We start from the raw sequence: 13,808 nt of genomic DNA on the forward strand, positions 1-13,808 counted from the left end.
TCGCTGATCGCCACCCAGGTCACCGCCCGCCTCGGCGCGGCCCTGGACACACAGCTGGCGGTGCGCGACCTGTTCGAGGCGTCCACGGTCGCGGCGCTGGCCGCGCGGGTGGAGCGCAACGCCGGTTCCGGTAGGCGTCCGAGCTTGGTCGCCGGTGAGCGGCCGGCGCACCTGCCGCTGTCCCCGGCACAGCAGCGTTACTGGTTCCTCAACCAGTTCGACACCAGCACTTCGGCGGTCGACAACATTCCGCTGGCGGTCCGATTCACCGGCGCGCTGGACCTGTACGCCATGAAGCAGGCCATCGGCGACGTGATCGCCCGCCACGAGGTGCTTCGCACGGTGTACCCGCAAGCGCAGGGAGGTGGAGCGTCGGGCGAGGGCCCGCACCAGGTCGTGCTGCCCGCCTCGCAGACCGATCTGTCGCTGGTGCCGGAGGAGGTGACCGAGGGCGAACTGCTCGGCAAGGTCATCGAATTCGCCATGACCACCTTCGACGTCACCGTCGAGGTGCCGCTGGCGGTCAAGATGTTCCGCATCGCGGACAGCGAGGCTGTATCCGATTCGGCGGGCACGGGGCCTTCCGTGGTTACGCGCGCTGCCGCCTCCAGGCCTGACGTGCCCGCCACCCAGCACGTGCTGGCCTTCACCATCCACCACGTCTCCGCCGACGGTTCCTCCATGGGCCCGATGGCGCGCGACATCATGGCCGCCTACGTGGCCCGCGTGAACGGCGATGTCCCGCAGTGGGCTCCGCTGCCGGTGCAGTACGCGGACTACGCGCTGTGGCAGCGCGAGGTGCTCGGCCGCGAGGACGACGCGGAATCGCTTGCCGCCAAGCAGGTCTCGTACTGGACCCGCACGCTGACCGGACTGCCCGATCAGCTGGAGCTGCCGACCGATCGGCCGCGCCCCCCGGCGCAGTCGTTCCACGGCAAGGCGCTGCGCTTCGACATCGACGCCGAGCGCCACGCCAAGCTGCACGAGCTGGCGCGGGCCAACAACGCCTCGCTGTTCATGGTCGTGCACGCCGCCCTGGCGGTGCTGCTGGCCCGCCTGTCCGGCACCGACGACATCGCGGTCGGCACCCCGATCGCGGGCCGCGGTGAACGCGAACTCGACGACATGATCGGCATGTTCGTGAACACCCTGGTGTTCCGGACCCAGGTCGACGGCGCCGCGAGCTTCGCCGACCTGCTCTCCGAGGTCCGCGAGCGCGACCTGGAGGCCTTCGCCAACGCCGACGTGCCGTTCGAGCGCCTCGTCGAGGTGCTCAACCCGGTCCGCTCCACCGCCCGCAACCCGCTGTTCCAGGTGGGCCTCTCGTTCCAGAACCTGGCCGAGACCGCCTTCCAACTGCCGGGCCTGCACGTGGCCGCGGTCGAATTCGACTCGCAGCTGGCCAAGACCGACCTGCACGTCACGCTCTACGACCGGTACACCGAGGACGGCACCCCGGCCGAGATCCTCACCGAATTCGGTTACGCCACCGACCTGTTCGACGAATCGACCGTGCGGTCCTTCGCCGACCGGTTCGTGCGGGTGCTGGACGCCATTCTGGCCGACACCACCGTCGCAGTCGGCGACCTCGACCTGCTGGACGAGGACGAGAACGCGCGAATCCTGCAGCGGTGGAACAACACCGCGCAGGACGTGGACGCGGTCATGGACGGCGGTTCCGAGGCCACCCTGGTCTCGCTGCTCGACCGGTCGGTGTCCGACGACCCGAAGGCCGTGGCCATCGTCGCCGACACCGCCGAGGGCACCGAGCAGCTGACCTACGCAGAGCTCGACGCCCGCGTGAACCAGCTCGCCCGCGAGCTCATTGCGCGCGGCATCGGCGCGGAAGACCGGGTGGCCCTGGCCATTCGGCGGTCCACCGACCTGGTGGTCGCCATGTACGCGGTCGCCAAGTCCGGCGCCGCCTACGTGCCGATCGATCCGGATCAGCCTGCCGAGCGCGTCGGCTACATCCTCGAGACGGCTGCGCCCAAGGCCGTACTCACCACGGCGGCAGTCGGTTTCGAGGCCGACCTGGCCGACGTGCTGCGCATCGACGAGGTGGACCTGTCCGGCCACTCGGCGAAGCCGATCACCGCCGCCGAGCGGGTGCGCGAACTGACCGCCGCGAACACCGCGTACATCATCTTCACCTCCGGTTCCACCGGCCGCCCCAAGGGTGTGGCGCTGCCGCACGGCGCGGTCGTGAACCAGTTGCTGTGGAAGGTCACCGAATTCGGCCTCGACCCGGCCGACGCGGTGCTGCTCAAGACCGCCGCCACCTTCGACCTCTCGGTCTGGGAGTTCTGGTCCGCCGCCGCCTGCGGTGGCCGCATGGTCATCGCCGCGCCGGACGGCCACAAGGACCCGGCGTACCTGAACGAGCTCATGGCCCGCGAGTGGGTGACCACCCTGCACGTGGTGCCGTCCATGCTGGACGCGCTGCTCACCGACGGGCTGCCGGATTCGCTGTGGCGCATCCTGGCCATCGGTGAGGCGCTGCCCGGCCCGCTGGCGCAGCGCGTGCTGCGGGAGCGGTCGCGCACCGAGCTGTTCAACCTGTACGGCCCGACCGAGGCCGCGGTGTCCATCACCAACCACCGGGTCACCGTCCGCGACGAGCTGTCGGTGTCCATCGGCTCGCCCGAGTGGAACTCCCAGGTGTACGTGCTGGATTCGCGTCTGCGGCCGGTGCCGGTGGGCGTCTCCGGCGAGCTGTACCTGGCCGGCGCGCAGCTGGCGCGCGGCTACTACGGCCGTCCGGACCTCACCTCCGACCGATTCGTGGCGAACCCGTTCGCCGACAACGGTTCCCGCATGTACCGCACCGGTGACCTGGTCGCCTGGGAGGAGAACGGCGAACTCGAGTACCGGGGCCGCACCGACTTCCAGGTGAAGATCCGCGGCTTCCGCATCGAGCTCGGCGATATCGAATCCGCGCTGCTGCGCCTGGATTCGATCGCCTCGGCGGCCGTGGTCGCGCACACCGATCCGGTGCTCGGCGACCGCCTGGTGGCCTACGTCGTGGGCAGCGACGGCGAGCCCGACAAGCAGCAGCTGCAGTCGGCGCTGGCCGCCGAACTGCCGTCGTACATGATCCCGTCGGTCTTCATGCCGCTGACCGCGTTGCCGCTCAACGCCAATGGCAAGCTGGACCGCAAGGAGCTGCCGCAGCCCACCTTCGAGAAGGCCGTCTTCCGCGCCCCCGTCAGCCCGATCGAGCAGATCGTGGCGGGCGTGTTCGCGGAGGTGCTGCGCGTGGAGTCCGGCCGCATCGGCCTGGACGACGACTTCTTCGCGTGGGGCGGCAACTCGCTGCTCGCCACCCAGGTGGCCGCGCGCCTCGGCGAGGCGCTCAACACCCGGGTGCCGGTGCGACTGCTGTTCGAGGCGTCCACGGTGGCCGCGCTGGCGGCCCGCGTGGAACACGACGCCGGCGCCGGTGGCCGCAAGGCGCTCACCGCCGGACCGCGGCCGGAGAACATCCCGCTGTCGCTGGCCCAGCAGCGCATGTGGTTCCTCAACCGCTTCGACACCGCTTCTGCCGCCTACAACGTGCCGGTCGCGGTACGTCTGTCGGGCCTGCTGGACGAGGACGCGCTGCGGGCCGCCGTCGCGGATGTGGTTGCCCGCCACGAGATCCTGCGGACCATCTACCCGCAGACCGAGGACGGGCCGGTGCAGGTCATCCTGCCGCCGGCGCAGGCCGTGCCGGAGCTCGAGGTGCGCACCGTCACCGCCGACGAGGTGGTGGGCGCGGTGGTCGAGCTGACCTCCACCGCCTTCGACGTGACCGTCGAAGTGCCGATCAAGGTCGCACTGTTCAAGATCGAGGGCGAGACGTCGGCTCCGGCGGCCGAGTCCGGTTCGGCGACGCGAGGGCAGTCGGAAGCCGCGGCGCACGCGGCGGCCTACACCTTCGACTTCGCCGATATCGAGCCCACCGGCCAGTTCCCGATCGTGGACCCGAACGGCCCCGCGCCCGCGGAATACGTGCTGGCCCTGGTGATCCACCACATCTCCGGTGACGGTTCCTCGGTGGCCCCGCTGACCCGCGACCTGATGACCGCCTACGCGGCGCGCTCCATCAAGCAGAAGCCGGGCTGGACCCCGCTGGCGGTGCAGTACGCGGACTACTCCATCTGGCAGCGCGAACTGCTGGGCAGCGAGGACGATCCGGAATCGCTGGCGTCGAAGCAGGTCGCCTACTGGGCGCAGGCGCTCGCCGGCCTGCCGGATCAGCTGGACCTCCCGGCCGACCGGCCGCGTCCGGCGGTGCAGTCCTTCGCGGGCGGCAAGATCGACATCCGCATCGACGCCGAATTGCACGCGGCGCTGGTCGAATTGGCGCGCGCCGAGGGTGCGACGCTGTTCATGGTCGTGCACACCGCGCTCGCGGTGCTGCTGTCGCGTCTGTCGGGCTCCGACGACATCGCCATCGGCACCCCGATGGCCGGTCGTGGCGAGGCCGTCCTGGACGACCTCATCGGTATGTTCGTCAACACCCTGGTGTTCCGCACGCTGGTCGACGGCGGACAGCCGTTCGCCGAGCTGCTGGCGCGACAGCGCGAGACCGACATCCAGGCCTACGCCAATGCCGACGTGCCGTTCGAGCGCCTGGTCGAGGTGCTCAACCCGGCCCGCTCGACCGCGCGGCACCCGCTGTTCCAGGTGGGTCTGTCGTTCCAGAACCTGACCCGCTCCACCCTGGAACTGCCGGGCCTGAGCGTGGCCGGCCTGGACGTCGACACCGAGCTGTCGCAGTTCGACCTGCACCTGATCGTCTCCGACATCTACGGCGAGGACGGTGCGGCCGAGGGCATCACCGGCATCCTGACCTACGCCACCGATATCTTCGACCGGGACACCGTGCAGGGCTTCGCGGATCGGTTCGTGCACCTGCTGCGCGAGATCGTGACCGCACCGCGTACCGCGGTCGGCGAGATCGAGCTGCTGGCCGTGGCCGAGCGGACCGAGATCCTGGAGCGGCGCAATGCCACCGCGCACCAGGTGGATTCGGCCGCGACGCTGGTGTCCATGCTGAACGCGACGGTGGCGGCCAAGCCGACCGCCATCGCGCTCATCGGACCGGACAGCGAGACGCTGACCTACGCCGAACTCGGCGCGCGGGTCAACGGCCTTGCCCGCCATCTGATCTCGCTGGGCGTGGGCCCGGAGGCGCGGGTCGCGCTGGCGCTGCGGCGCTCCGTCGACCTGGTCGTGGCCATGTATGCGGTCTCCGTCGCGGGTGGCGCGTACGTGCCGGTGGATCCGGACCAGCCGGCCGAGCGGACCGGGTACATCCTGGAAACCGCCGCGCCCGTGTGCGTGCTGACCAACCGCTCCGCCTCCCCGCGCTTCGCGGCCGAGTTCGCCACCGATATCGCGCCGCTGGTGCGGATGGACGAGCTCACGCTGTCCGGCGTGAACCCCGGCCCGGTCACCGATGCCGAGCGGGTCGCCCCGCTGCGGCCCGAGCACACCGCCTACGTCATCTTCACCTCCGGTTCCACCGGTCGCCCGAAGGGCGTGGCGCTGCCGCACGCGGCCATCGCCAACCAGTTGCAGTGGAAGAGCGCGGAATTCGGGCTCGGCGCGGACGATGCGGTGCTGCTCAAGACCGCCGCCACCTTCGACCTGTCGGTCTGGGAGTTCTGGTCGGCCGCCGTGTCCGGTGGCCGCCTGGTGATCGCCGCGGCCGACGGGCACCGGGATCCGGCGTACCTCAACGAGCTGATGGCACGCGAGCGGGTCACCACCCTGCACGTGGTGCCGTCCATGCTGGACGCGCTGCTCACCGAGGCCGAAGGGACGCTGAACGATTCGCTGCGGCGGGTCCTCGCCATCGGTGAGGCGCTGCCCGCGACAGTCGCGCAGCGCTTCCGTGCGTTGAACCGGCAAACTCGACTGTTCAACCTGTACGGCCCGACCGAGGCCGCGGTGTCCATCACGAGCCACCGGGTCACCGACGCCGATCAGGGTTCGGTATCCATCGGTGCGCCGGAATGGAATTCGCGGGTCTACGTGCTCGACGCGCGCCTGAACCCGGTGCCCGACGGCGTCTCCGGTGAGCTCTACCTCGCCGGTGCGCAGCTGGCCCGCGGCTACTTCGCGCGGCCGGACCTGACCGCGGATCGCTTCGTGGCCAACCCGTTCGCGACCGGTGAGCGCATGTACCGCACCGGTGACCTCGTCGCCTGGTCGGCGAATGGGGAACTGGAGTACCGGGGCCGCACCGACTTCCAGGTGAAGATCCGTGGCTTCCGTATCGAGCTCGGTGAGATCGAGGCGGCGCTGCTGGCGTTGCCGGAGATCGCGCAGACCGCGGTGTTGGCCAAACAGGACGCCAAGACGGGTGACCGTCTGGTGGCCTACCTGGTGCCGTCCGGATCGGGTGTCGATGTGCCGCTGGTGAAGTCGGCGCTGTCGGCGGCACTGCCGTCGTACATGGTGCCGTCGGCCTTCGTGGTCCTCGATGCCCTGCCGCTCAATGTGAACGGCAAGCTGGACCGGAAGGCGTTGCCGGAGCCCGAGTTCGAGACCACCGCCTTCCGAGCGCCGTCCACCCCGATCGAGGAGATCGTGGCGGGCGTCATCGCGGAGGTCCTCGGAGCCGAGCGGGTCGGCGCGGACGACGACTTCTTCGCCCTCGGCGGCAACTCGCTGCTCGCCACCCAGGTCGCCGCGCGCATCGGCGCGGCCCTGGACGCGCGGGTGCCGGTGCGCGCCGTGTTCGAGGCGTCGACCGTCGCCGGGCTGGCCGCCAAGGTCGAGCAGCACGCCGGCGCGGGAGACCGCAAGGCGCTCACCGCCGGACCGCGACCGGACAATGTGCCGCTGTCGCTGGCGCAGCAGCGCATGTGGTTCCTCAACCAGTTCGACACCGCGTCTGCCGCGTACAACGTCCCCGTGGCGGTGCGCCTGACCGGTGCGCTGGATGTGGAGGCGCTGCAGCAGGCCGTGGCCGACGTGATCGGCCGCCACGAGACGCTGCGCACCGTCTACCCGCAGGTGGACGGCGCGGCCGCACAGGTGATCGTGCCGGCGGCGCAGGCGGTTCCGGATCTGACGCCGGTCGTCGTCTCGGCCGAGTCGGTGACCGAGCGGATTGCCGCGCTGGTCACCACCGGCTTCGACGTGACCGCAGAAGTGCCGTTGCACGCCAAGCTGTTCCGCGTCGACGGCGCTGCCGCGGACTCCACTGGCGGCACCGCCGCGGAGTCCACTGGCGGCACCGCCGCGGAGTCCACTGGCGGCACCGCCGCCGTGTCCACTGGCGGCACCGCCGCCGTCGAGCACGTGCTCGTCTTCGTCACCCACCACATCGCAGCCGACGGCTGGTCCATGGGCCCGCTCACCCGCGACGTCATGGTGGCCTACGCCGCCCGCGCCGCCGGTGTCACGCCCGGCTGGGCGCCGCTGCCGGTGCAGTACGCGGACTTCTCGATCTGGCAGCGCGAGGTCCTCGGCTCCGAGGACGACGCGACCAGCCTGATCGCCGCGCAAGCCGAATTCTGGCGCACCGCACTGGCGGATCTGCCCGACGAGCTGAACCTGCCCTCGGATCGCCCGCGCCCCACCGCGCAGTCCTTCCGCGGCGGCCGGGTGCTGTTCCCGATCGGCAAGGACCTGCACCGCGGACTCCAGCAGATCGCGCGCACCAACAACGCGACCATGTTCATGGTCGTGCACACCGCCCTCGCGGTGTTCCTGGCGCGCCTGTCCGGCACCGCCGACATCGCCATCGGCGCGCCCATCGCGGGCCGTGGCGAGGCCGAGCTGGACAACCTGATCGGCATGTTCGTCAACACCCTGGTGCTGCGCACCGAGGTGAGCGGACAGGCCGGCTTCACGGAGCTGCTGGCCAAGGCCAAGGACAGTGACTTGGCGGCGTTCGCGCACGCGGACATTCCGTTCGAGCGGCTCGTCGAGCTGCTCAACCCGGAGCGGTCCACCGCGCGGCACCCGCTGTTCCAGGTGGCGCTGTCGTTCGAGAACCTGCCCGACAGCTCCTTCGAACTGCCCGCGCTGCGGGCCGCGGCGGTCGACTTCGAGAACGAGATCGCCAAGTTCGACCTCATGCTCACCCTGACCGAGGCCCCGGCCGACGCGGACGCGGGCATGTACGCCGAATTCGGTTACGCCCGTGACCTGTTCGACCAGGCCACCGTCGAGGGCTTCGCGCAGCGGTTCCTCCGCCTGCTCGGTGAGATCATCAACGCGCCGCGTACCGCGGTCGGCGACCTGGAGATCCTGGCCGCCGACGAGCGCGCCGACCTGATCTCCCGCACGGGCGGTCCGGCCATCGAACCGCGCGTGCTGCCCGAGCTGCTGGCCGAGGCCGTCGCCAACAACCCGGTCGGCGAGGCAGTGGCCTTCGAGGGCCAGGCCCTGGGCTACGCCGAACTCGATGCGGCCTCCTCGCGCCTGGCGCGGGTGCTCATCGAGCGCGGCGCCGGACCGGAAACCCGTGTCGCCGTGGCGATCCGGCGCTCCTTCGAATCGGTGCTGGCCATCTGGGCCGTCGCCAAGTCGGGCGCGGCCTTCGTGCCGGTCGATCCGTCCTACCCGGCGGACCGCATCGCGCACATGGTCAACGACTCCGGCGCGGTGCTCGGCCTCACGGTCGACGCCGAGCTCGAGGGGCTGCCGCCGGTCAAGAGCCTGGCGGGCTGGATCTCGCTCGACGATCCCATGGTGCAGGCCGAGATCGCCTCGCACTTCGCCGAACCCGTCACCGACGCGGAGCGGTGGGCCCCGGTCCGGCCGGACCACGTGGCCTACGTGATCTACACCTCGGGTACCACGGGCATGCCGAAGGGCGTCGTGGTGACGCACTCCGGCCTCGCCAACTTCGCGACCGAGCAGATCGTGCGCTACCACCTCGACTCCGGTTCGCGGGCACTGCATTTCGCCTCGCCGTCGTTCGACGCGTCGGTGCTGGAGTACCTGCTCGCCATCGGCGCGGGAGGCACCCTCGTCGTGGTCCCGCCGGGCGTCTACGGCGGCGAGGAACTGGCCGAGCTGATCAAGCGCGAGCGGGCCACGCACGCCTTCATCACCCCGGCCGCGCTCGCCACCCTCGACCCGAAGGGTCTGGACTCGCTGCGGGTGCTCGTCGCCGGTGGTGAGGCCGTGCCGGCCGACCTGGTCGAGAAGTGGGCTGTGCCCATCGGAGAGGGAACGCAGCAGAACCGCACGATTCGTGCGTTCCACAACGGCTACGGCCCGACCGAGACCACGATCATGACCAATATCAGCGATGCGCTGGTGCCGGGTGATCTGGTCACCATCGGCGGTCCGATCCGCGGTATGCAGGCCCTCATCCTGGACGCGCGCCTGCGTCCGGTGCCGGTGGGCGTCGCGGGTGAGCTGTACCTGTCGGGTATCCAGCTCTCGCGCGGCTACCACGACCGCCCGGGCCTGTCGGCCGAGCGGTTCGTCGCCAACCCGTTCGTGGCCGGCGAGCGCATGTACCGCTCCGGTGACGTGGTCCGCTGGACCCCCACCGGCGAGGTGGAATACGTGGGCCGCAACGACTTCCAGGTGAAGGTGCGCGGCTTCCGCATCGAGCTCGGTGAGATCGACGCCGCGCTGGCCTCGCACGAGACGGTCGACTTCGCGGTCACCGTCGGCCACAGGACCGAGGCCGGGGCCACCATCCTGGCGGCCTACGTGCTGCCGGTGGCGGGCCGGACCATCGACATCCTGGCGCTGACCGAGCATGTCGCGGGCCGCCTGCCGGAATACATGGTGCCGACGGCCATCACGATCCTGGACGCCATCCCGCTGACCCCGGTCGGCAAGCTGGATCGCCGGGCGCTGCCCGAGCCGGTGTTCACCGCGCGGGACTTCCGCGCCCCGGTCACCGAACTGGAAGCGACCATCGCCGAGGTCTTCGCCGACGTGCTCGGCGTCGAAAAGGTCGGTGCGGACGACTCGTTCTTCGCACTCGGCGGCGACTCGATTCTGTCCATCCAGCTCGTCTCGCGGGCCAAGGCGCGCGGCATCGTGTTCTCGCCGCGCGAGGTGTTCGAGAAGCGAACCGTCGCGGGGCTGGCCGAGGTCGCCACGCTGGGCGGGGACACGGCGCAGGAGAAGCTGGCGGAACTGCCGGGCGGCGGAGTCGGCGACATTCCGCTGACGCCGATCATGCACGCGATCCTGTCGAGTGGGTCGTCCTACGAACGGTTCTCGCAGACCATGCCGTTGCGACTGCCGGACGGCATCACGCGGGCGGTGCTGGTCGGGGCCATCGGTGCGCTGTTCGACCACCACGATGTGCTGCGGTCGCGACTCCTCGGCAGTGCCCATCCAAAGAATGCTTCGGAGGGCTTCGAATTCGAAGCGCTGCCGCGCGGGGCCGTCGACGTCGACGCGCTGGTGCACCGGGTCGAGCTGGCCGCCGACATCTCCGACGAGGAGCTGACCCGGGTCGGCAGCATCGAATTCGATGCGGCGCTGGGACGTCTGGATCCGGCGAATGCCGCCATGGTGCAGTTCGTCTGGTTCGCCTTCGCCCCCGAGGGCTCCGACGAGGCGCGCGTCCGTCGTGACGTGCTGCTCATCGTCGCGCACCACATGGTCGTGGACGGCGTCTCCTGGCGCATCCTGATCCCGGACCTGGGCCTGGCCTGGTCGCAGGTCGCCTTCGACCAGCCGATCGCGCTGCCCGAGACCGGCACCTCCATGCGGCGCTGGGCACACGCCCTCGTCGAGGAGTCGCGCAGCGAGGCGCGGGTCGCGGAACTGCCGTTCTGGCAGCGGGTCACCGAGACTCCGGATCCGCAGCTGGGTACGCGGGCGTTCGACCCGAAGGTCGACACCTTCGACACCGTCGAGCGGATCGAGGTCACGGTGCCGGCCACGGTCACCGACGCCGTGCTCACCGCCATCCCGGGCCTGTACCGCGGCGGCGTGAACGACGGTCTGCTGTCGGCGCTGGCCCTGGCGGTCGCGCGCTGGCGCGGCGAGACCACGGGCGGCTCGGCGCTGATCAAGCTCGAGGGTCACGGCCGTGAGGAAGAAATCGTTCCGGGCGCGGATCTTTCGCGCACGGTCGGCTGGTTCACCGCCGCCTTCCCGGTGCGACTGGACCTGAACGACGCGGATCTCGCCGATGCCTTCGAGGGCGGAAACGCCCTGGGCGACATCGTGAAGTCGGTCAAGGAACAGCTGCTGGCGCTGCCCGACAAGGGTCTCGGCTGGGGTCTGCTGCGCTACCTCAACCCCGAAACCGCCACGCAGCTGCGCGATGTCGGCCAGATCAGCTTCAACTACCTGGGTCGGATGTCCGCGGGCGAGGTGCCCGAGGGCATGGCCGAATTGGGCTGGGTGCCGGTCGACGACCTGGGCCGCCTCGACGGTGACATGGACGCGGACATGCCCGCCAACGCCACCCTCGACATCAACGCCATCGTCACCGACGGTGCGGACGGCCCGGAGCTGGGCGCGGCCTTCTCCTACCCGCGCGGGCTGCTCGAGCGCGAGCGGGTGCAGGAGTTCGCCGACCTGTTCGTGGCGGCGCTGACCGCGCTGGCTGCCCACGCCAAGCGGCCGGAGGCGGGTGGCTTCACGCCGTCCGACCTGCCGCTGGTACGGGTGGAGCAGTCCGACATCGAGGTGTGGGAGCAGACGTACCCGGCGCTGTCCGACGTGTGGCCGCTCTCGCCGCTGCAGTCGGGTCTGCTGTTCCACGCGCTGCTCACCCAGAACACGGTGGACGTCTACACCATTCAGACCGTGCTCGACCTGAGCGGTGTGGTGGACGTGGATCGGCTGAAGGTGGCCGCGCAGGCCATTCTGGACCGGTACCCGAGCCTGCGGACCGCGTTCGTCACCGACGCGGACGGCCAGGCCCACCAGGTGGTGCTGGACCACGTCGAAGCGCCGTTCACCGTCATCGATCTCACGGATCTGCCTGAGGCCGAACGCAATCCGCGCATGCGGGAGATGATCGAGGCCGATCGCGCCGATCACTTCGATCTGTCCGCGGCGCCGCTCATGCGGTTCAGCGTGTTCCGGATCAGCGACGACCTGGTGCACCTGGTCATCACCACCCACCACATCCTGGTGGACGGCTGGTCCATGCCGCTGCTCATGCAGGACCTGCTGGTGCTGTACGCGGTGCGCGGCGACATGTCGGTGCTGCCGCGGGTGGCGTCGTTCCGGAACTACCTGGCCTGGCTGGCCGGACGGAACCGGGACGAATCGCTCGCCGCCTGGCAGCGCGCCCTCGCCGGGGTGAGTGAGCCGACCCAGCTCGCTCCCGCCGCGACCCGCGACGAGAACTACGAAATCGGCCGCTACACACTGGATATCGACGCCGACCGCACCCGCGCGCTGACCAAGCGCGCCGGGGAACTCAATGTCACGCTGAACACGCTGATCCAGACTTCCTGGGCGGTGCTGATCGGCCGCCTGACCGGGCGTAGTGACGTGGTGTTCGGCGCGACCGTCTCCGGTCGCCCGGGCGATCTACCCGGTGTCGAGTCCATGGTGGGTCTGTTCATCAACACGGTGCCGGTGCGCATCCGGGTCGATGACCGGTTGACCATCGCGGGGCTGCTGCAGCGGGTTCAGCACGATCAGGCCGATCTGCTCGAACACCACCACATCGGGCTCACCGAGATTCAGCGATTGGCCGGCGCCGGAGCGGAATTCGACACCATCATGGCGTTCGAGTCCTACCCGGTGGACAAGGACGCCATCGCCGCGGCCAGCTCCATCGACGGCATGTCCGTCAGCGGTGTGGGCATCAACGACAACACCCACTACCCGATGAGCCTGGTCATCATGGCGGGCGAGACCATCGACATCTCCATGCGCTACCTGGGCAGCCGGTTCACCGCCGACGAGGTCGCCATCCTCGCCGCGCGTTTCAACCGCATCCTGGACGCGCTCGTCGGAGACGCCGCGGGTCTGGTCGGTGACATCGACATCCTCGATGCCACCGAACGCGCCCGCATCCTCGCCGAAAGCGCCGTCACCCCCGCCGATTCCGCGGTGGACGCGGCGCGCGTCGGCACCGCGACCGTGGCCAATGTGCTGGCCGAGGTCGTCGAAGAGGACCCGCAGGCCCCGGCCCTGCTGTCCGACGGCCAGGAGATCGCATACGCAGTCCTGGACCGCCGCAGCTCCCAGCTGGCCCGCCTGCTCATCGAGCGCGGCGCTGGCCCCGGCGACGTCGTCGCCGTGGCCCTCCCGCACACGGTCGACGCGGTGGTCGCGGTCTGGGCCATCCACAAGGCCGGTGCCGCGGTGCTCTTCGCCGACGGCCTCTCCTTCGGTGACATCCTCGCCGCCGGAGCCGGTTTCGGCATCGCCCAGGAACCGGCCGCCAGCTCGGTCCGCTGGCTGGTCCCGTCGGACCCGAGTATCCAGTCCGACCTGGCCACCCGCCCCGCGCACCCGGTCTCCTACACCGACCGCGTCCGCCCCCTGTCCGAAACCGACCCCGCCTTCGTCTACCGCGACGCCGACACCTGGGCCACCCTCACCCAGTCCGAGGCCCTCGATCGCGCAACCACCCTGCGCGCTGACAACGACGTCGACTACGAGTCCACGACGTACACCACCGCCTCCATCGGCCGGCCCGCGATCAACGAATTCCTCGCCTCCGCCACCGCGGGCGCCCTCTCCGTCCTTCCCAGCGGCAACACCCCCGCCGACCTGGAAGACGGCGAGGTCACCCACTGGTTCACCACCCCGGGCGACCCGAGAGACGAAGCAGGCGAAGATATCCGCCTCATCGACTGACCCGGCCCCGCCGGTGACGAACGCACCGTTCGTCACCGGCGTCGGCGGGA

At 70.3% G+C, this 13,808-nt stretch carries 1 protein-coding gene; it reads left to right on the plus strand.

Annotated elements, in window-relative coordinates:
* Positions 1–60 precede the first annotated feature (60 nt).
* A complete protein-coding gene (locus ABZ909_RS00005) occupies positions 61–13,758 on the plus strand; it encodes an amino acid adenylation domain-containing protein (RefSeq protein WP_356995291.1) in 13,698 nt (4,565 codons plus the stop codon).
* Positions 13,759–13,808 lie beyond the last annotated feature (50 nt).

The organism is Nocardia sp. NPDC046763, from assembly GCF_040645495.1.
GTDB lineage: Bacteria > Actinomycetota > Actinomycetes > Mycobacteriales > Mycobacteriaceae > Nocardia.